The sequence below is a fragment of the Sphingomonas sp. Leaf38 genome, assembly GCF_001421825.1.
Lineage (GTDB): Bacteria > Pseudomonadota > Alphaproteobacteria > Sphingomonadales > Sphingomonadaceae > Sphingomonas.
This window is the reverse complement of sequence record NZ_LMLD01000011.1, coordinates 323,212-341,612: the sequence shown is the minus strand read 5'-3', so window position 1 is coordinate 341,612 and position 18,401 is coordinate 323,212. Positions and strand designations below refer to the sequence as shown.

20 protein-coding genes and 1 tRNA gene are annotated in these 18,401 nt (G+C 67.7%); 5 read left to right on the top strand and 16 right to left on the bottom strand.

The window, feature by feature from the left end:
- Positions 1-40: 40 nt before the first annotated feature.
- Both dapF and ASE88_RS09010 read right to left on the bottom strand, forming a co-directional pair.
- The gene (gene dapF, locus ASE88_RS09015) at positions 41-979 is read right to left on the bottom strand and encodes a diaminopimelate epimerase (RefSeq protein WP_055875366.1); all 939 of its coding nucleotides are present in this window, start codon (positions 977-979) and stop codon (positions 41-43) included.
- A 39-nt stretch (positions 980-1,018) separates the two neighbouring features.
- Positions 1,019-1,495, bottom strand: a complete 477-nt coding sequence (locus ASE88_RS09010; RefSeq protein ID WP_056477631.1) for a DUF6456 domain-containing protein — start codon at positions 1,493-1,495, stop codon at positions 1,019-1,021.
- Positions 1,496-1,579: 84 nt separating this feature from the next.
- Here ASE88_RS09010 and ASE88_RS09005 point away from each other — a divergent pair, with 84 nt between their 5' ends.
- Positions 1,580-2,140, top strand: a complete 561-nt coding sequence (locus tag ASE88_RS09005) for a helix-turn-helix domain-containing protein (protein ID WP_056477629.1) — start codon at positions 1,580-1,582, stop codon at positions 2,138-2,140.
- Between the two features lie 16 nt (positions 2,141-2,156).
- On the opposite strand, the gene ASE88_RS09000 is transcribed toward ASE88_RS09005, so the two are convergent.
- From ASE88_RS09000 to ASE88_RS18345, 7 genes are all read right to left on the bottom strand, one after another.
- Positions 2,157-2,232, bottom strand: a tRNA-Val gene (locus ASE88_RS09000).
- Between the two features lie 64 nt (positions 2,233-2,296).
- The gene (locus tag ASE88_RS08995) at positions 2,297-3,238 is read right to left on the bottom strand and encodes a hypothetical protein (RefSeq protein WP_056477627.1); all 942 of its coding nucleotides are present in this window, start codon (positions 3,236-3,238) and stop codon (positions 2,297-2,299) included.
- A 111-nt stretch (positions 3,239-3,349) separates the two neighbouring features.
- Positions 3,350-4,837, bottom strand: coding sequence for an NAD(P)(+) transhydrogenase (Re/Si-specific) subunit beta (locus ASE88_RS08990; RefSeq protein WP_056477625.1), 1,488 nt, complete (start codon positions 4,835-4,837; stop codon positions 3,350-3,352).
- A 27-nt stretch (positions 4,838-4,864) separates the two neighbouring features.
- A complete protein-coding gene (locus ASE88_RS08985; protein WP_055874236.1) occupies positions 4,865-5,182 on the bottom strand; it encodes an NAD(P) transhydrogenase subunit alpha in 318 nt (105 codons plus the stop codon).
- 133 nt (positions 5,183-5,315) lie between these two features.
- The gene (locus tag ASE88_RS08980) at positions 5,316-5,705 is read right to left on the bottom strand and encodes an endonuclease domain-containing protein (protein WP_055875370.1); all 390 of its coding nucleotides are present in this window, start codon (positions 5,703-5,705) and stop codon (positions 5,316-5,318) included.
- 59 nt (positions 5,706-5,764) lie between these two features.
- Positions 5,765-6,886: an NAD(P) transhydrogenase subunit alpha gene (locus ASE88_RS08975; RefSeq protein ID WP_056477623.1), complete on the bottom strand. Its 1,122-nt coding sequence runs from the start codon at positions 6,884-6,886 to the stop codon at positions 5,765-5,767.
- 4 nt (positions 6,887-6,890) lie between these two features.
- Positions 6,891-7,055: an aa3-type cytochrome c oxidase subunit IV gene (locus tag ASE88_RS18345; RefSeq protein ID WP_268795213.1), complete on the bottom strand. Its 165-nt coding sequence runs from the start codon at positions 7,053-7,055 to the stop codon at positions 6,891-6,893.
- Positions 7,056-7,169: 114 nt separating this feature from the next.
- Between ASE88_RS18345 and ASE88_RS08970 the strand changes: the two genes are divergently transcribed.
- Together ASE88_RS08970 and ASE88_RS08965 are read left to right on the top strand one after the other, a co-directional pair.
- Entirely contained in the window at positions 7,170-8,582 is a 1,413-nt protein-coding gene (locus tag ASE88_RS08970) for a sigma-54-dependent transcriptional regulator (protein WP_055874242.1), read from the top strand.
- A gap of 88 nt (positions 8,583-8,670) precedes the next feature.
- Positions 8,671-8,946 (top strand): hypothetical protein, encoded by a 276-nt coding sequence (locus tag ASE88_RS08965; protein ID WP_056477621.1) that lies wholly within the window; start codon positions 8,671-8,673, stop codon positions 8,944-8,946.
- A gap of 329 nt (positions 8,947-9,275) precedes the next feature.
- Here ASE88_RS08965 and ASE88_RS08960 read toward each other — a convergent pair whose 3' ends face one another.
- From ASE88_RS08960 to glmM, 7 genes are all read right to left on the bottom strand, one after another.
- Positions 9,276-10,160 (bottom strand): bestrophin family protein, encoded by an 885-nt coding sequence (locus ASE88_RS08960; RefSeq protein WP_055874248.1) that lies wholly within the window; start codon positions 10,158-10,160, stop codon positions 9,276-9,278.
- Positions 10,161-10,227: 67 nt separating this feature from the next.
- Positions 10,228-11,283 carry a dihydropteroate synthase gene (gene folP / locus ASE88_RS08955; RefSeq protein WP_056477619.1) on the bottom strand — a complete coding sequence of 352 codons (1,056 nt, stop codon included), beginning with the start codon at positions 11,281-11,283 and terminating at the stop codon, positions 10,228-10,230.
- A 159-nt stretch (positions 11,284-11,442) separates the two neighbouring features.
- On the bottom strand, positions 11,443-12,582 hold the full coding sequence (locus ASE88_RS08950) for a site-specific DNA-methyltransferase (RefSeq protein ID WP_056477617.1): 1,140 nt from the start codon (positions 12,580-12,582) through the stop codon (positions 11,443-11,445).
- A gap of 175 nt (positions 12,583-12,757) precedes the next feature.
- Positions 12,758-13,396 (bottom strand): ribonuclease HII, encoded by a 639-nt coding sequence (locus tag ASE88_RS08945; protein WP_055874258.1) that lies wholly within the window; start codon positions 13,394-13,396, stop codon positions 12,758-12,760.
- On the bottom strand, positions 13,384-14,244 hold the full coding sequence (gene thiD / locus ASE88_RS08940; RefSeq protein ID WP_056477615.1) for a bifunctional hydroxymethylpyrimidine kinase/phosphomethylpyrimidine kinase: 861 nt from the start codon (positions 14,242-14,244) through the stop codon (positions 13,384-13,386). The genes ASE88_RS08945 and thiD overlap by 13 nt, the downstream gene beginning before the upstream one ends.
- A gap of 292 nt (positions 14,245-14,536) precedes the next feature.
- On the bottom strand, positions 14,537-14,752 hold the full coding sequence (locus ASE88_RS08935; RefSeq protein WP_056477613.1) for a DUF1272 domain-containing protein: 216 nt from the start codon (positions 14,750-14,752) through the stop codon (positions 14,537-14,539).
- The gene (glmM, locus tag ASE88_RS08930) at positions 14,752-16,092 is read right to left on the bottom strand and encodes a phosphoglucosamine mutase (RefSeq protein ID WP_056479282.1); all 1,341 of its coding nucleotides are present in this window, start codon (positions 16,090-16,092) and stop codon (positions 14,752-14,754) included. Before glmM ends, ASE88_RS08935 begins: the two co-directional genes overlap by 1 nt.
- 68 nt (positions 16,093-16,160) lie before the next feature.
- On the opposite strand from glmM, the gene ASE88_RS08925 reads away from it, so the two are divergent.
- Together ASE88_RS08925 and ASE88_RS08920 are read left to right on the top strand one after the other, a co-directional pair.
- Positions 16,161-17,423, top strand: coding sequence for a dicarboxylate/amino acid:cation symporter (locus ASE88_RS08925; RefSeq protein ID WP_056477611.1), 1,263 nt, complete (start codon positions 16,161-16,163; stop codon positions 17,421-17,423).
- Positions 17,398-18,390 carry an aldo/keto reductase gene (locus tag ASE88_RS08920; RefSeq protein ID WP_056477609.1) on the top strand — a complete coding sequence of 331 codons (993 nt, stop codon included), beginning with the start codon at positions 17,398-17,400 and terminating at the stop codon, positions 18,388-18,390. The genes ASE88_RS08925 and ASE88_RS08920 overlap by 26 nt, the downstream gene beginning before the upstream one ends.
- Positions 18,391-18,401 lie beyond the last annotated feature (11 nt).

Sequence of the window (18,401 nt, the reverse complement as noted above, 5' to 3'; positions counted from 1 at the left end):
CCGGAGATACGCGCCGTCTGATGGAAGGATGCAGGCGCCATCAGATAGTTGCAACGAGTTTGGACCAAGCGGCGCTCTCGTCCTCGTACCGCCGCATGACCGCTAGGTCGGTCGCGATCGCGGTCTCCAGATCGACCTCGACCGAGCCGCTCCACTCGAACGTCGCATTGCCCGACAGCGTCACCATCGCCGCCGCATTCGCCTGCGCGCGGACGAGCCCGCCCTTGTTGAACACGGTCGTCTGCGTGTCGTACGCAATCCGCCCGGTCAGGCACGCGGCATAGGTCGACGCCGCCATCGCGCTGCCGCAACTGTCGGTGAGCCCAACCCCGCGCTCGAAGGTGCGCACGAAAAGGTCGCGCCCCCGCAGCTCGACGAAGCTGACATTCGCGCGATTGGGCAGCCAGTCGGGCGCGGCCTCGCACGCTCCGCCGACGCAGACGAGTTCGGCCTCGTCGATCGCGTCGACGAACGTCACGAGATGTGGATTCGGCATCGCCACTGCAGTGAACGCGCGCGGCGTCGGCAAGCCGGCGATCGGCGCGTCGACGACCCGGTCCACCCCCACCGCCATCGGCCATGCGGCGACGTCGAGCGAGGCCGGCCCCGCAATCTCGCGGACGGTATAGACGCCGGCCGCGATATCGGCATCGCGCACCACTACCGCATCGCTCGTCTTGAGCAGCGCGGTCGCGGTCTTTGTGCCCGTCGCGGCGAACCCCGCGCGCGCCACGCACCGTAGCCCGTTCAGGCACGTCTCGGATTCGCTGCCGTCGGAATTGAACATCCGCATCCCGAACGCGTGATCCGCATCGCCATCGGTGAGCAGCAACAGCCCGTCGCCGCCAACCGGGCCGTCGCGATCCGCGAGCGCACGCGCGACCGCCGCCCACGCCGCATCGCCGAGCGTCGACGCGCGCGCGTCGATCAGCGGGAAATCATTACCGGAACCATGACATTTGACGAGATCGAAGCGCATGCCTGCCATCTAGTCACGCGACCGCGTCAAAGCGAGCGCCTAACCGATCGCATACTGCGTCGCCACCCGATCGAGCGCGAGCGTCAGCACCAGCCGCCCCGCCCGCGCCGGCCATTGCAACGCCTTCTCCGCGACGGGCAGACCCTCGCCCGCGCAGACCACGCGCCACAGGATATCCGCGAGCCCCGGCCCCGCCGCCGCCAGCGCCGCGTCGAACCGCGCCTTTGCCGCGATCTGCGCCGATGTCGGATCGAGCCCGTTATGGCCGCCGTCATACCGGGCGCCATCGACCCGCTCCGCCCAGCGCATCGTCACGCTCGGCGCGATCGACGCGCGCTCGTAATCCGCGCGCAGACGCTCCCCAGCCGCGAACTGTCGCGCGTCGACCAGCCCGCGCGCGCGCAGCCACCCGAGCGGCGATTCGGCCAGATTTACCGTCACCGTCCGCCCGCGCCGAGCCCCCGACGGCAACGGCACGCCCTCCGAATCGATCGACCGTTCTACCAATTCGCGCATCCACCGTCTCCCTTACTCATAGCGATTGCCATATCGGCACGGTTGTAGGACAGAAGAATAACCCATCTGGTTTGGAGCCTGTCGATGATCACCGCCATCCGCGAAGTTCGCCGTGCCAAGGGCCTGACGCTCGAGGATGTCGCGCGGCGCTGTGTCCCGCCGACGACGGCGCAGACGATCGGCCGGCTCGAAACGGGCACGCGCACCGTCTCGGTCGGCTGGCTCAACCGCATCGCCGCCGCGCTGGGCGTCGACGCCGCCGATCTCGTCACGCTGCCCGACCGCGCTGACCTGCCCGTCACCGCGATCCTCGATGCGCGCGGCGCACACGCCCCCCGGCGCACCGCGACGGTCGCGCCCCCGCAGGTCGCATCGGGCCAGATCGCTCTGACGGTATCGTGTGGCATCGGCGACTATCGCGCGGGCGACGTGATCTGGTGTGCGATGGTCGCGCCAGAGGAGTTTGCGACCGCGTTCAACCGCGACGTGCTCGTCCCGCACCCCGTAGGCCGGTTCGTCTTCGGACGGCTGATCGGATGCGGCGACGGCGTCACCCTGTTGCCGCCGGGCGCGGGCACGCAGCCGCAGACGATCGAGGACCCCGCCTGGATCGCGGTCGCGATCCGGCTCGTCCGCGACCTGTGACGATCGAATGCAGGGATGGTGGGCGATGACGGGCTCGAACCGCCGACATTCTCGGTGTAAACGAGACGCTCTACCAACTGAGCTAATCGCCCCCTCTCGGGTCGACGTGCGATGCCAAAGCCCGGCGGCCGGGGCAAGCTAAAAGGGCGGGCACCGTCATGGAATCCGCAGATTCGCCCCTGTCGTGGCCAGGATATACCCCCGCATCGCCTCGCTTGCGCGCTCGGAAAGCGCCATGAACGCACGCCGCCGGTCGCGCATGTCGGGGCGGCGTTCGAACAGCCCCGTGTCGGTCATCCGCGCGATCCAGCGCAGCGCCGTCGTCGGCGCGACCGCGGCGGCGATGCACAGGCTCGACACCGAGACCCGCGCCTGTTCGAGTTCGGCGGCGTAGAGGTCGAGCAGCATGTCCCAGCCCGGATCCTCGAACAGCGCGGTGCCGAAAAACTGGTCGCGCAACCGCCGCGCGCGGATCGCCCGCCGGACGTCTGCAGCACTCGGCGTGGCGAGCGACGGCGGCGCGCCGTAGCGGGTCGTCCGGTCGCCGACGATCGGCGCGGCGGGTGCATCCCCCGCAAGCTCCGCACGGGTCAGCCGCGCGAGCGCCTCGGCGATCCGCGCGACCTCGGTGTTCAGCCGCTCCAGTCGCATGCCATCGGTCTCGCGCCCGGTATCGAACACGCCCGCAGGACTGCGCGTGCGCTCGACGGCGACCACGATGGCCGCCACGCAGTCCGCGACGCCGGGATCGACCAGCAGCGTCGTGCCGCCGCCCAGGGTCGCCGCCGAGACCGCATCGATCTGGTCGGCATCCAACGCGACCACCAGCGCGGCCTCCAGAACGGCCGCGCGCGCGACGATCCGCGGCAGATGGTCGGCAAGGAAGGCGGCGTCCACCCCCGCCGCCTCGACCACCACCACCTGCGGCGTGGCGTGAAGGGCGAACGGCGCCTGCCACCCGATCCGGGCGACGATCCGCCCGTCGACCGCCGCCAGCGCGGCGGCGAAACGGTCGGGTGCGCCCTCTGCCGTGATCAGGATCGCATCGATCCCGGTGTCGTACCGCGTATCGGAAGGGGCGTCGTCGAGTGGGGTCATGGCTATCTCCGCTGGGTTGCGAAGACTAGCCTCGGCGATCGCGAGAATTACACCCGAACTGGATCGAGTTTCGTTGAAGTTGGGGAACCTTCGCGAGACGAGGCCGATCGCCTAGTCGAGCGCCTTGACGATATCCTCGACCATCTTCTTGGCATCGGCGAGCAGCATCATCGTATTGTCGCGGTAGAACAGGTCGTTATCTACCCCTGCATAGCCGACGCCACCCATTGATCGCTTGATGAACAGCACAGTCTTGGCCTTTTCCACATCGAGCACGGGCATGCCGTAGATCGGCGAGGCCTTGTCGGTCTTGGCGGCGGGGTTGGTCACGTCGTTGGCGCCGATCACGAACGCGACGTCGGTCTGCGCGAACTCGCTGTTGATGTCCTCGAGCTCGAACACGTCGTCATACGGCACGTTCGCCTCCGCCAGCAGCACGTTCATATGCCCCGGCATGCGCCCCGCGACCGGGTGGATCGCGTATTTCACACGGACGCCCTCGGCCTTCAGCTTGTCGCCCATCTCGCGCAGGACGTGCTGCGCCTGCGCGACCGCCATGCCGTAGCCGGGGACGATGATGACCTGCTCGGCTTGGCTCATGAGGAACGCGGCGTCCTCCGCCGATCCGCGCTTCCACGGGCGATCGATCGCCGTGCCGCCGCCGCTGGTATCCGCAACCGCGCCGAACCCGCCGGCGATCACGCTGATGAAGCTGCGGTTCATCGCGCGGCACATGATGTAGCTCAGGATCGCGCCCGAGCTGCCGACCAGCGCACCGGTGATGATCATCGCGCTGTTGTGGAGCGTGAAGCCCATCGCGGCGGCCGCCCAGCCCGAATAGGAATTCAGCATGCTGACGACCACCGGCATGTCCGCGCCGCCGATCGGGACGATCAGCAGGAAACCGATGACGAAGCTCAGCAGCGTGATCGTCCAGAAGATCCACGCCGACTGGTCGGTGACGAAATACGCGATCAGCCCGAGGATACCGGCGAGCAGCGCGAGATTGATGACGTGGCGCCCCGGCAGCATGATCGGCTTGCCGCCCATGTTCCCGTTGAGTTTCAGGAACGCGATCACCGAGCCCGAAAACGTGATCGCACCGATCGCGACGCCCAGCCCCAGCTCGATCCGGCTGACCGGGTGGATCACCGCGAAGGGCTGGCCGATCATCGGCACGACGAGGTCGGAAATCCCGAACGCCTGCGGGTTGAGATAGGCCGCGACGCCGACCAGCACCGCGGCGAGCCCAACGAGCGAATGGAATGCGGCGACGAGCTGCGGCATCGCGGTCATCGCGATCCGGCGTGCGGTGACGAGGCCGATCGCCGCGCCGACGCCGATGGCGGCGAGGATCTCACCGACCGTGACCCAGTCGATCATCAAATCGTGCGGGTTCCCCAGCGGTACCGCCACCGAGCGCAACGGGACATGCGTCACCAGCGTCGTCACGACCGCGATCGTCATGCCGATGATACCGAAGCGGTTGCCGCGCTGGCTCGACGCCGGGCTCGACAGCCCGCGCAGCGCGAGGATGAAACACACCCCCGCGACCAGATAGGCGAGCGAAGCCCAGGGGCTGACCGTCAGTTCATGCATATCGCGTCCCCTCGCCTGGCGTGCCGCTCACTTGCTCGAAGCGGGCGCGACCGGCCGTTCCTTCTTCTTGTACATCGCCAGCATCCGCGCGGTGACCGCAAAGCCACCGAAGATGTTGACGCTCGCCAGCACCACCGCGACCAGCCCGAGCGCCTTGGCGACGCCCGAACCGGCACCGATCCCAGCCGCCGCGGCGGCAATCAGCGCGCCAACGATGATGACGCTGGAGATCGCATTGGTCACCGCCATCAGCGGCGTGTGCAACGCGGGCGTGACCGCCCAGACGACGAAATACCCGACGAAACACGCCAGCACGAAGATCGACAGGATCGCGATAAAGTCCATTATTCGGTTCCCAATTCTCTCACGCTGCGGCGCGTGTCGCCATCGACGGCCCGAAGCTCTCGGATCACGACATCATAATCTCGGGGTTTCATCGTCCGCTCCACAAGAGCCATAGACGCAACACTGCCGTACATCATTCCTCCCCGGCACGGGGAGGGGGACCGGCCGCAGGCTGGTGGAGGGGGCGGGCCGCAGACGACACGATCATCGTCACCACGGCCTCGATATCCCCCAGCACGTCGCCGGCGGCCACACGCAGCACCCGGTGGCCATTCTGCTCTAAAAATCGGTCGCGATCGGTGTCGCGCTGGAGGCGATCGCCGCGGCCGTGGAATTCGCCATCGACCTCGACCGCCAGCTTGGCAGCGGCGCAGTAGAAGTCGCAGACGTAGGGACCGATGGGATGCTGGTGCCGGAATTTGAAGCCGGTCTTCTGTCCTCGCAGATGCTCCCAAAGCAGCACCTCGGGAAGGCTCATCTTGCGGCGCAGTCGGCGTGCCAGCGATACTTCAGGACGCAGCATAGGCGGGACGCCCCCTCCACCGGCTGCGCCGGTCCCCCTCCCCGTGCCGGGGAGGAATATCACGACGTGAGCCGCGCGTTCACAATTTTGCCGCCTCGGGTCAGGCGGATCGCGTCGCCGATCTCGGCGTCGAGCACCGGTCGCCCCGCGTCCTTGTCCCAGAACGCGCTCAGGAAATTGAACAGGTTGCGGCTGAACAGCGCGCTCGCGTCCGCCGCCAGCCGCGACGGCACGTTGCGGTGGCCGACGATCGTCACGCCGTTCACGACGACCACCTCGCCCGCGACCGAACCCTCGACATTGCCGCCCTGCTCGACCGCGAGATCGACGATCACCGAGCCCGGCTTCATGCTGGCCACCTGCGCCGCCGAGATCAGCCGCGGCGCCGGGCGCCCGGGGATCAGCGCGGTCGTGATGACGATGTCCTGCTTGGCGATGTGCCCGGACACGAGCTCGGCCTGCGCCGCCTGATATTCGGGCGACATCTCGCCGGCATAGCCGCCCGTCCCCTCGCCTTCGATGCCTGCGACATTCTCGACGAAGATCGGCTTGGCGCCGAGCGACTGGATCTGCTCGCGGGTCGCGGCGCGGACGTCGGTCGCCGACACTTGCGCGCCCAGCCGCCGCGCGGTCGCGATCGCCTGGAGCCCGGCGACGCCGACGCCCAACACGAACGCTTTGGCCGCACTGATCGTGCCCGCCGCGGTCATCATCATCGGGAAGGCGCGGCCATATTCGGCGGCCGCGTCGAGCACCGCCTTGTAACCCGACAGGTTCGACTGCGACGACAGGATGTCCATCGACTGCGCACGCGTGATCCGCGGCATGAATTCCATCGCCAGCGCCTCGTACCCGGCCGCGGCATAGGCCTCGACGCGGGCGCGCTCGGCGAACGGGTTGAGGCTGGCGACGATCCACGCGCCGGGCGCGACGCCGCCGAGCGTCGCCGGGTCGGGGCCCTGCACGCCAAGCACGATGTCGGCCCCCGCCAGCGTCGCCGCGCGATCCCCGACCGACGCGCCTGCGTCGGCATAGGCGGCGTCCGCGATCGACGCGGTCTCGCCGGCGCCCGTCTCGACCGCCAGCGTCGCGCCGAGCGCGATGAATTTCCTGACCGTTTCCGGCGTCGCGGCCACCCGCCGCTCGCCGTCCGCTTGCTCTTTCAGGACGGCGATCTTCATCGGTTTATGCGATCAGCCAGATGACGAGCGCGACGACCAGCGCGCACCCGACCGCGCCCCATTTCATCATGCCGGTCACGCTCGAATAGGTCGCCACATGCGCCTTCATGTCTCCGTTGCCGGCCATGGTTCCTGCCCCTGTCCTCTGGCCCCGATCTCGGGGCGTCATCCTCTATGACGGCGACCTTAACCCGCACATCCGAGATCGCCAAGCACGACATTTAAGGCGCCCTTTACTCGGCTGGGCTATTGCACGTACCGGAACGGGACAGGATTCGCCACGATGCGCAACGGGCAGCGCCTTCTAATGCTGATCGACGACGAACCCGCACAGCGACGGCTGGTGGCGGCACTCGCCGCGCGTGGCGGCTGGCGTGCGGTGTTCGCGACCGATGGCGAGATGGCGATCGCCACGCTCGGCACGCAGGACGGGATGCAGCTCGATGCGATCCTGCTCGATCATTCCGCCCCCGACGGCGACGCGACCGCGCTGATCGCCGAACTGCGCGAGCGTCGCCCCGCGCTGCCGATCCTGATGCTCACCGCCAATGGCTCGGTCGCGCACGCGGTATCCGCGATGCGTGCCGGCGCGACCGATTTCCTCGTCAAACCCCTCGCGCCCGACCGCGTCCTCGCCGCGCTGGAAGCCGCAGTCGCGGGCACTGCTGCGGGCGAGCTACGCCCGCTCACCGAGAAAATTCCCGCGCTGCTCGCGTTCGACGAGATCGTCGGCTCCTCTCCCGATTTCCGCGCCGCACTCGCAATCGCGGCAAAGGCGGCCCGCGCCCGCGTTGCGGTGCTGGTCGAGGGCGAAAGCGGAGTCGGCAAGGCGGTCGTCGCCGAGGCGATCCACGCCGCATCGCCGCGCGCCAAGAAGCCGATGATTACCGTCAATTGCGCGGCGATGCCCGCCAATCTGATCGAATCGGAGCTGTTCGGGCATGAAAAGGGCGCGTTCACCGGGGCGTTCGAGCGCAAGATCGGTCGTTTCCACGATGCCGATGGCGGCACGCTGTTCCTCGACGAGATCGGCGAGATGCCGTTGGAGGCGCAGGCCAAGCTGCTCCATCTGCTCCACACCGGCGAGGTCCTGCCGATCGGCGCGCGGCATGCGCGCGACGTCGACGTCCGGGTGATCGCCGCGACCAACCAACGGCTGCTCGACGAGGTCGAGGCGGGGCGGTTTCGTGAAGACCTGTATTACCGGCTGAACGCGGTCCAAGTGACGATCCCGCCGCTCCGCGAACGTACCGGCGACATCCCCGCGCTCGCCCGCCATCTGCTCGCGCGGATCGCCGAGCAACCGGGGTTGCGACCGCTCGGGATCACCGACGCCGCGCTGGCGCTGTTGGTCCAGTATGATTGGCCCGGCAACGTCCGCCAGCTCCAGAACGCCCTCTTCCGCGCGGCCGTGCTGTGCGAAGGCGCCGCGCTGACCGAGGAGGATTTCCCGCAGATCGCCGCGCTCGGCAATCGCCAGCGCGGCCCTGCGGCGGTCGCAGCGGGCGGCGGCGGCGTCACGCTGTTCCGCCCCGACGGCAACCTCCGCGCGCTCGAAGAGATCGAGGCCGACGTCATCCGTCTCGCGATCGGCCACTATCGCGGGCGCATGACCGAGGTCGCCCGCCGCCTCGGTATCGGCCGCTCGACGCTGTACCGCAAGCTCAGCGACCTGGGGATCGACAACGCGGCTTGAGGGAATGTCGGAGCCCGATGGAAAACGACCGTGCTACTGGTGGTCTTGGCGGAAGGAAGGCGGACCAGAGCACTGGCATGTTGGCGCAATGACAGACGATCCGGACCTCCGCTTCCTTGGCCTGTCTCTCTGGATCGATGGGCACCAGTTCCCTGACGCAGACGACTATTGGGACGCCAACTGGCTCTTAATTCGGGCCCGCATGGAAACAAACGGAGCCCGTGTCGAGTGCAATGGGCCGATCCTGATGACCGCCGATATTGGTAGGTTTCGGGATCAACTCGCTATCATGGTCAAGACGCTCAAAGGAGAAGCGGCTCTACAGCCGCTCGAGCCCGACCTCAAAGTCGTTCTAAGGATCTAGAGCAAAGGTCAGGTTGAGGCGACAGTAGACATTACGCCGGATCACATGACTCAGCAGCATTCTTTTACTCTCGATGCCGATCAAACCTATCTGCCAGCGCTGATTGATTCATGCGATGCGCTTTTGACGCGCTTTCCCATCAAGAACACAGCCAAGGTATGACCGAACAAAGGTTATTTGGCACTGCCAGGGGTGGGTAACGTTCGACAATGGGCGGTTGTTGTCAGCCAAGGAAACCCGTCACTCGCTCGGCAAACAGCGACTCTTCACCACCCACTGCATCGTGACGGTTCAGCATGCTCGCACAACCGCGCCGTCTGACGGCCAGCCTACCAGAGCACGCCCTTTTCGGGCGTCAGCGGCTCGGGTGCTGGGTCGCCGATCGCCTGGAGCAGGTCGATCTCGATCGTCCGGCACATCGCGTTGAGCGGCACGTCGTGGATCGTGTCCGCGAACGGGTCGACCAGGTCGTCGCCGATCTGCAGCACCGCCAAGAACATCAGTCCGGCGATCGTCGAGCCGACCGGCGTCGCGTAACCCAGCGTCTCGACCAGGCCGATCGGCAGCAGGACGCAGAACAGTCGGGTAAACAGGCTCGGGAAGAAGCGGTACTGGTTGGGGAGCGGCGTGTTCTTGATCCGCTCCATGCCGCCCTGCGCGTTGGCGATGTCGACCAGAATCGCCTCGAACTGCGTCTGCTGGATCGTGTCGATCCAGCCGTTGCGCCGTGCAATGTCGATCCGTCGGCCGGTACCGTCGAGCAGGCCATTGGCGATATTGGTACGCTCGAGCGCGAACGACGCCTCCTCCTTCGACAGGAAGCGCAAGACTTCGGGCGCTGGGGGCTGCTTGCGCAACTGACAGCGCAGCGCGTTCACATAGGCGATCTGGCGAAGCACGATCGTCCGCTTCATGTCGTGCCCTTCGGGCTCGGGCAGCATGTTGCGCGCCATACGCGCGAGGTTGCGCGAGGCGTTGATCATCAGACCCCACAGGCCACGGCTTTCCCACCAGCGTTGATAGGCAGAGTTATCGCGGAAGCCGAGGAACAGCGCGAGTGCGGTGCCGAACAGGGTCAGCGGCAGCGCGGGCGCGTGGAATGGCAGCACATAATAGGTGACCGTGACGATCACGTCCCAGACAAACAGGCCGAGCAGCGGGCGCCAGACCTCGCTCAGAATCTGGCTCATGCGGGGTGTTGCGGTAACGATCAAGCGGGCGGCTCCTTGTTCACGCGGCGTTTAATGCGCGAAGTCGCGTTTCGCTGCAATGCGGCGACAATCAGCCCCCGACAAGCGACTGATCGCGCAGCCCGCGCCAGATCCTGACCGCCTGCACCGTCTCGGCGACGTCATGGACGCGCAGGATCTGAACGCCCGCTTCCGCCCCCTTCACCGCCAGCGCGAGCGAGCCGCCGAGGCGCCGGTCGACCGGCGCCTCGTTCGAGAGCGCGCCGATCAGCCGCTTGCGGCTGGCACCGAGCATGATCGGGCAGCCCAGCCCGTGGAAGATCGCCAGCCCGTTGAGCAGCGCGAGATTCTCCGCGAGCGTCTTGCCGAAGCCGATGCCGGGATCGACGATGATCCGCGAGCGATCAACGCCGCCCGCGACGACTGCGGCGATGCGCGCCTCGAGCCAATCGAAGACGTCGGTCAGGACGTTGGCATAGCCGCCATCGCCATGACCGCCCTTTTTTGGATCGGGCGAGTGCATCAGCACGACCGGGCAGCCGCTCTTCGCGACCACACCGAGCGCGCGCTCGTCCCACAGCAGCGCGGCGACGTCGTTGACGATATGCGCGCCCGCGGCGAGCGTGGCCTCCATCACCGCGGCCTTGCGCGTGTCGACCGAGACGATCGCACCGGCGCGGGCGAGGCGTTCGACGACGGGGACGAGGCGTTTGATCTCGTCGCCTTCCCAGACCGCCGCCGCGCCGGGGCGCGTCGATTCGCCGCCCACGTCGATCAGCGTCGCGCCCGCCGCCGCCATGTCGATCCCGGCGGCGGCCGCCGCGGCGGGGTCGTCGACATGCTTGCCGCCGTCGGAGAAGCTGTCCGGGGTAACGTTGAGAATGCCGGCGACGACGGGCTGGTCGAAGCGGAGCGTGCGGTCGCCGAGCTGGAGGGCGGCGCGGGGGGCAATGATGGCGGCGTGGAGGCGAGCGGCGCGATCGCCGAGTGTCGGGACGTCTGCGACCGGGATCGTGCGTCGGGCGCGGCCTTCGATCACCTCATAGGCGGCGAACCACTGCATACCGCCCGCGAGGCGTGCGACGCTGCCGTCGGGATGGCCGATCGGGGTGTCGACAAACTGGACGGGGCGGAGGTGGAGGGTCATCGATCTATTCCGTCAGCGGGGCGTGTCGGATATGACCGTTCCCACCGTTGGCCAAGCGCGATTTGTTGCCCCGCGAAGGCGGGGCCCCAGACTGGGCTCCCGCCTCCGCGGGAGAACAGGTTCAAGCAGGACCGTCCGCTATTGAACGCAAGGTGGAGATCAGACGGTCGTCGCCAGCAGGTAGGTCTGGCGGAGATCGTCGATCGGCTTCAGCCCCTTGTCGCTCTCGTAATGCCAGAAGCTCCAGCCGTTGCAAGCGGGCGCGTTCTGCAAGGTCGAGCCGAGCTTGTGGATCGAGCCGATCGTGCCGCAATCGCTGAGCAGCGAGCCGTCCGCGCGGATCGTCGCGCGCCACCGCCGCTTCGAATCGGTCAGCACCGTGCCGGGCGTCAGATACGCATTCTCGACCAGCACGCCGAACGCGACCTTGGGCTGCGTGCGCGGGCTCATCATCGTGCGGATCGCAGATTCGTCGAGCGGCAACGCGGCCTCGATCCGCTCGTGCGCCGCCTCGATATAGTCGCCCTCGCGGTCGATGCCGATCCAGCTGCGGCCGAGGCGCTTGGCGACCGCGCCGGTCGTTCCGGTGCCGAAGAACGGATCGAGCACCACGTCGCCGGGCTCGGTGCAGGCCAGCAGGATGCGGTACAGTAGCGCCTCGGGCTTCTGCGTCGGATGGACCTTGGTGCCGTTCTTCTTCAGCCGCTCGGTCCCGCCACAGGTCGGGAATTCCCAGTCGCTGCGCATCTGGAGCTCGTCGTTGAGCGTCTTCATCGCGCGGTAGTTGAAGTGATACTTCGCCTTCTCGCCCTTCGACGCCCAGATCAAAGTCTCATGCGCATTGGTGAAGCGCGTGCCGCGGAAATTGGGCATCGGGTTGGTCTTGCGCCAGACGATGTCGTTGAGGATCCAGTAGCCGAGATCCTGCACCGCCGCGCCGACGCGGAAGATGTTGTGGTAGCTGCCGATCACCCATAGCGAGCCGTCGTCCTTGAGGATGCGGCGCGCTTCCTTGAGCCAGGCGCGGGTGAAGCGGTCATAGGCGGCGAAGGTGTCGAACTTGTCCCAGTCGTCGGTGACCGCGTCGACATGGCTGCCGTCGGGGCGATAGAGTTCGCCGCCCAGCTGGAGATTATAGGGGGGGTCCGCGAAGATCATGTCGATCGAGTTCGAGGGCAATGCCTGCATACGCTCGATACAGTCGCCGCGCAGGATTTGGTCGAGCGGGAGGACTGGCTGAACCGCCGGTTCCGCTGCCTTCTTCGCGCGCGGCCGCGCGATCGTGTCGATCAAACCCATGTTTTCCGCCCCTTATCACCCCCATAGCGGCGAAATTGTCCGACTCCGTCAAGCAAACAATCGTTAACGACGTTTCGGCGCGATTCCGTCGATGCGACCAATCGAGTCGCCGTCGTCCAGATATTGAGTCGTGGGAGACGTGCGGCTCAAGCCCTTGGGGTGTGGCGCGAAAGACTCAGTTCGTCGCTTCCTTTGCGAAAAGTCCCTCGCGCGCCAGATAGGCCGCGGCGACGGGGGCGAAACTGCGGCGGTGAATCGGCGTGGGGCCGTGGTCGCGGAGCGCCTTCATGTGATGTGCGCAGCCGTAACCCTTGTTCGAATGCCAGTTATATTCGGGGTGGACGTCGGCGGCGGCGATCATGATCAGGTCGCGCGTGTGCTTGGCGACGATCGAGGCGGCGGCGATCGACAGCGATTTCGCATCGCCGCCGACCAGCGGGGTGGCGGGGTAGGTCCAGCGCGGCAGGCGGTTGCCGTCGACGAGGACGTGGCCGGGCGCATGGCCGAGCTCGGTAGCGAGCGCGTCGACTGCGAGCGTCATCGCCTTCATCGTCGCCCAGTAGATGTTGAGCGTGTCGATCTCGTCGGGCTCGACGATGCCGATGCCGACGATCGCGCAGCCCTTCAGCCGCGCGCAGAGCCGTTCGCGTTCGGAGGCGGAGAGCTTCTTCGAATCGTCGATGCCGCGGGGGACGCCTTTGGCGGGCAGGATCACTGCGGCGGCGACGACCGGGCCGGCGAGCGGACCGCGGCCGGCTTCGTCGACACCGGCGACGGGGCCGACGCAGAGTTTTTCGTGTTTCATGCCGGGCATTTGCGGTCTTTCAACTGGTCGAATGGGCTGCCGCCGAGTGCGTGCCCCATCGGACCGTGCCCTGCACCCAGCCCCGGCGCGTGGGCAAGCGCGGCGCGGACGAACGCGATCGCGCGCGCGATGGCTGCGTCGAGCGGCATGCCCTGGCCGAGCCCGGTGGCGATGCCGCTGGCGAGCGTGCAGCCGGTGCCGTGCGCGTGGCGGGTTTCGATGCGGGGGTTGGTCCAGCGCGTTTCGCCGGCGTCGGTGACGAGGCGGTCGGTGATCTGCTCGCCCTCTGCGTGGCCGCCCTTGATCAGCACGGCCGGGCCGAGCGCGCGCACGGCGGCCTCGCCGCCGAGTGCGGTGAGTTCGGGGAGGTTGGGGGTGACGAGCGTGGCGATCCGCATGAGGCGGGCGAACGCGGCGATGGTCGCCGGGTCGGCTAGCACGGAGCCGCTGGTGGCGATCATGACCGGGTCGAAGATGATGGGGATGCGCTTGGCGAGACGACGGTCTTCCCCTCCTTGTTCTCCCGCGAAGGCGGGAGTCCAGACTGGGCCCCCGCCTTCGCGGGAGAACAGAGGGGTTAGGCGGTTGGCCACGGCATTGGCGGTTTCTGCCGAGCCGATCATGCCGATCTTTACCGCGTCGATGCCGATGTCGCTGGCCACCGAGTCGATCTGCGCGAGGACGATGTCGGTGGGCACCGGGTGGACCGCCTGTACGCCCAGCGTGTTCTGCGCGGTGATCGCGGTGATGGCCGTCATCGGGTGGCCGCCGAGCATCGTGACGGTCTTGATGTCGGCCTGGATGCCCGCGCCGCCGCCTGAATCGGAGCCGGCTATGATGAGGATTCTGGTGGTCATCGGCGGGCTGCGGGAAAAGTGAAGTATAGGAAGTATAAACGCTCGCGCGGTTTGCTCGTGAGGCGGTTTGGGGCCGCTGCACGGGGTTTGGCGAGGGTGGAGGTCATCTGCTGGGCTATGGCATAATCGTGGCGATGTAGGACAGGGCTATGCCCTGCCCCACCACCCCGGCGGAGGCCGGGGCCCAACCGGGAAACGCTGCTAACGGAGGGTAGCGGTCCGTTACCTGGACCTTTCCAATTGGGCCCCGGCCTTCGCCGGGGTGGTAGAAGAGTCTGGTTGCGGGAGGACCCTAGTGCCGCCTGCCCGCGGCGGGCTTCTGCGGGGGCGCTTCGCCGAGCCGCGTCGGGCGGTCGAGCAGTTCGCCGCCGCAGTTGGGGCAACGCTCGTCGAGCGCGTCGGCGCATTCCGCGCAGAAGGTGCATTCGAACGAGCAGATGAACGCGCCGGGGGCGTCCGCGGGGAGGTCCGCGGCGCAGCGTTCGCAGACGGGGCGCATCTCGAGCATCAGGCGGCTGCCTTGCGCACGGCGTCGCAGATCCGGTCGACGACTCGCTCGACCTGGCCGGGATCGTCGCCCTCGGCCATGACGCGGATCACGGGTTCGGTACCCGACGGACGGATGACGAGCCGGCCCTTACCCGCGAGTTCGGCCTCGGCCTGCACGATCACCGCCTTCACCGACTCGTCGTCGAGCGGCTTGCCGCCGCCGAACCGGACGTTCTTGAGCAACTGCGGCAAGGGCTCGAACCGGTGCAGCACTTCGCCGGCCGGCGCGCCCGAGCGCTTGACCTCGGCGAGGATCTGGAGCGCGGCGACGAGGCCGTCGCCGGTCGTCGCATAATCCGACAGGATGATGTGGCCCGACTGCTCGCCGCCGACATTATAGCCGCTCGACCGCATCTTCTCGAGCACGTGGCGGTCGCCGACCTTGGTGCGCACCAGCCCCAGGCCCTGTGCCGCCAGATGCCGTTCGAGCCCGAGGTTCGACATGACCGTCGCGACCAGCCCGCCGCCGGCAAGCCGCCCCTGCCGCGCCCAGCTGGCCGCGATCGTCGCCATCAGCTGGTCGCCGTCGACGATCGTGCCGGTTTCGTCGACCACGATCAGCCGGTCCGCGTCGCCGTCGAGCGCGATGCCGATGTCCGCGCCGCTCGCGACCACCGTCTCGGCGAGCGTTTGCGGTGCGGTCGAGCCGACGCCGTCGTTGATGTTGGTGCCGTTGGGCGACACGCCGATCGCGACGACGTCTGCGCCGAGTTCCCACAAGGCGGACGGCGCGACCTTGTACGCGGCGCCGTTCGCGCAATCGATCACGATCCGCATGCCGTCGAGGCGGAGATTCTCGGGGAAGGTCGACTTGGCGAAATGGATGTAGCGGCCCTGTGCGTCCTCGATCCGACGGGCGCGGCCGATCTGGTCGGAGGTCACGAGCGGCACGTCGCCATCGATCAGCGCCTCGATCGCGGCCTCGGCCTCGTCGGACAGCTTGTAGCCGTCGGGGCCGAACAGCTTGATGCCGTTGTCCGCATAGGGATTGTGGCTGGCGGAGATCATCACGCCGATATCCGCGCGCATCGACTGGGTGAGCATCGCCACCGCAGGCGTCGGCATCGGCCCGACCATGACCACGTCCATGCCGACGCTGGTAAAGCCCGCGACGAGTGCGGATTCGAGCATATAGCCCGACAGGCGCGTGTCCTTGCCGATCACGACGCGGTGCCGGTGGTTGCCGCGCTGGAAATAGGCGCCCGCTGCCATCCCGACCTTCATCGCCATCTGCGCCGTCATCGGCGAGACGTTGGTGGCGCCACGAATGCCATCGGTGCCGAAATATTTCCTTGCCATCGCTTGCACTTTCCGTCCGGTATCGGGTTCGCCATCGCTGATAGCGCGATGCAACACGAAGGGCGAGCATGTCGCAGGCAACACGGATTCTGATCGCCCTTGTCGGTGGTATCGCGATCGGCATCCTCGCCGCCGCGCTGGCGCCGACGCAGGCGATCGCGGTGACCGCGGTGACGCAGCCGATCGGGTCGGCGTGGTTGCACGGGTTGCAGATGGTCATCGTGCCGCTGATCGTCTCGCTGCTGGTCACCGGGATCGGTGCGACCGCGGAAGCCGCGCGCGCCGGGCGGATCACGGTGCGCGCGCTGGCGATGATGGTCGCGATCCTCTGGGCGGTGACGATCATGTCCGCGCTCGTCACGCCGTTGCTGCTCGAGGCGTGGCCGCTGCCCGCCGGCCTCGCGACTGCGCTGCGCACCGCGCTGACGACGAGCGCACCGATCGGGACGGTGCCGGGGATCGGCGCGTTCTTCGATACGATCGTGCCGACCAACGTCGTGGCGGCGGCGGCGGGCGATGCGTTCCTGCCGCTGACGGTGTTCGCGCTGGCGTTCGCGTTCGCGGTCACGCAGCTGCCCGACGCGCAGCGCAGCATCCTGACGGGGTTCTTCCAGGCGGTGGTCGATGCGCTGCTGATCGTGATCGGCTGGGTGCTGAAGCTCGCGCCGATCGGGATCTTCGCGCTGGCCTACGGAGTCGGCGCGCGGACCGGGACGGCCGCGTTCGGCGCGCTGGTGCATTATATCGTCTGCGTCTCGGCGATCGGCGTGGTCGTGCTGATCGCGGCGTATCCGGTCGGGATGATCGGCGGGCGTGTGCGGTTCGGGCGGTTTGCGCGCGCGGTCGCGCCGGCGCAGGCTGTGGCGATCAGCACGCAGTCGTCGCTCGCCTCGCTGCCGGCGATGCTGAAGGGTTCGGTCGAGCTGGGTGCCTCGCCCGCGACCGCGGGGATCGTGCTGCCGCTCGCGGTCGCGGTGTTCCGTGCGACCAGCCCGGCGATGAACCTCGCGGTCGCGCTGTACGTCGCGCATCTCGTCGGGGTGCCGATCGGGCCGGGGCAGCTCGCGGCGGGAATCGCCACCGCGGCGATCACGACGATGGGATCGGTGTCGTTGCCGGGGACGGTCAGCTTCATCGCCTCGGTCGCGCCGGTGGCGATCGCGATGGGGGTGCCGATCGAGGCTTTGGGGCTGTTCATCGCGGTCGAGACGGTTCCCGACCTATTTCGCACCGTCGGCAACGTGACGATGGATACCGCCGTCACCATCTCCGTTTCAGCGCGCAGTGACGCCAAGGAGAGTCCCCATGAAGTATCGCACGCTCGGCCCTGATTTCGAGGTTTCCGCGCTGGGCCTCGGCTGCATGCCGATGGCCGGTATCGGCAAGGGCATGTACGGCGAGGCAGAGCCGCAAGAGAGCATCGCGACGATCCACCGCGCGATCGAGCTCGGCGTGACGCTGTTCGATACCGCCGAAATCTACGGCCCGCTGATCAACGAGGAACTGCTCGGCACGGCGATCCGCGGCAAGCGCGACGGCGTCGTGATCGCGACCAAGTTCGGCTTCCGCTATGACGACAAGGGCATGACCGGGGTCGACAGCACGCCCGCCAACGTGCGGCGCGCGTGCGAGGGGTCGCTGAAGCGGCTGGGGGTCGAGACGATCGACCTGCTGTACCAGCACCGCGTCGATCCGGGCGTGCCGATCGAGGATACGGTGGGCGCGATGGCCGAGCTCGTCCGCGAGGGCAAGGTGCGGCACCTGGGGCTTTCGGAGGCTGGGCTCGATACGATCCGGCGTGCCGCGGCGACGCATCCGATCGCGGCGCTGCAAAGCGAATATTCGCTGTGGGAGCGCGGGGTCGAGGACGAGATCCTGCCGCTGTGCCGCGAGCTGGGGATCGGGTTCGTGCCCTATTCGCCGCTGGGGCGCGGGTTCCTGACGGGGCAGATCACCGCTCGGTCGGATTTGCCCGAGGGCGACTATCGGCGCAACGACCCGCGCTATTCCGACGAGAACTTCGCCAAGAACATGGAAATGGTCGCGGTGGTGAAGGCGATCGCGGATACGCACGGCGCGAGCCCGGCGCAGGTCGCGCTCGCGTGGCTGCTGGCGCAGGGCGACGATATCGTGCCGATCCCGGGGTCGAAGCGCCGGGTTACGCTGGAGGACAGCATGAAGGCGGCGGACGTTGCGCTGACCGCGGACGATCTGGGGAAGCTGGATGCGGCGGCGCCGAAGGGTGGGACGGCCGGGCCGCGGTACGGCGAGAAGGCGCTGTCGATGACGCGGATCTAACTACTCCCCTC

Coding starts and splice junctions, on each gene's coding strand:
- ASE88_RS08935 (WP_056477613.1), bottom strand. CDS start 14,752: ATGCTCGAGATGCGCCCCGTCTGCGAACGCTGCGCCGCGGACCTCCCC.
- ASE88_RS08925 (WP_056477611.1), top strand. CDS start 16,161: ATGTCGCAGGCAACACGGATTCTGATCGCCCTTGTCGGTGGTATCGCG.
- ASE88_RS08980 (WP_055875370.1), bottom strand. CDS start 5,705: ATGCTGCGTCCTGAAGTATCGCTGGCACGCCGACTGCGCCGCAAGATG.
- ASE88_RS09005 (WP_056477629.1), top strand. CDS start 1,580: ATGATCACCGCCATCCGCGAAGTTCGCCGTGCCAAGGGCCTGACGCTC.
- folP (WP_056477619.1), bottom strand. CDS start 11,283: ATGACCCTCCACCTCCGCCCCGTCCAGTTTGTCGACACCCCGATCGGC.
- ASE88_RS08995 (WP_056477627.1), bottom strand. CDS start 3,238: ATGACCCCACTCGACGACGCCCCTTCCGATACGCGGTACGACACCGGG.
- ASE88_RS08920 (WP_056477609.1), top strand. CDS start 17,398: ATGAAGTATCGCACGCTCGGCCCTGATTTCGAGGTTTCCGCGCTGGGC.
- ASE88_RS09010 (WP_056477631.1), bottom strand. CDS start 1,495: ATGCGCGAATTGGTAGAACGGTCGATCGATTCGGAGGGCGTGCCGTTG.
- ASE88_RS08945 (WP_055874258.1), bottom strand. CDS start 13,396: ATGCCCGGCATGAAACACGAAAAACTCTGCGTCGGCCCCGTCGCCGGT.
- dapF (WP_055875366.1), bottom strand. CDS start 979: ATGCGCTTCGATCTCGTCAAATGTCATGGTTCCGGTAATGATTTCCCG.
- ASE88_RS08985 (WP_055874236.1), bottom strand. CDS start 5,182: ATGGACTTTATCGCGATCCTGTCGATCTTCGTGCTGGCGTGTTTCGTC.
- ASE88_RS08975 (WP_056477623.1), bottom strand. CDS start 6,886: ATGAAGATCGCCGTCCTGAAAGAGCAAGCGGACGGCGAGCGGCGGGTG.
- ASE88_RS08970 (WP_055874242.1), top strand. CDS start 7,170: ATGCGCAACGGGCAGCGCCTTCTAATGCTGATCGACGACGAACCCGCA.
- thiD (WP_056477615.1), bottom strand. CDS start 14,244: ATGACCACCAGAATCCTCATCATAGCCGGCTCCGATTCAGGCGGCGGC.
- ASE88_RS18345 (WP_268795213.1), bottom strand. CDS start 7,055: ATGACGCCCCGAGATCGGGGCCAGAGGACAGGGGCAGGAACCATGGCC.
- ASE88_RS08950 (WP_056477617.1), bottom strand. CDS start 12,582: ATGGGTTTGATCGACACGATCGCGCGGCCGCGCGCGAAGAAGGCAGCG.
- ASE88_RS08965 (WP_056477621.1), top strand. CDS start 8,671: ATGACAGACGATCCGGACCTCCGCTTCCTTGGCCTGTCTCTCTGGATC.
- ASE88_RS08990 (WP_056477625.1), bottom strand. CDS start 4,837: ATGCATGAACTGACGGTCAGCCCCTGGGCTTCGCTCGCCTATCTGGTC.
- glmM (WP_056479282.1), bottom strand. CDS start 16,092: ATGGCAAGGAAATATTTCGGCACCGATGGCATTCGTGGCGCCACCAAC.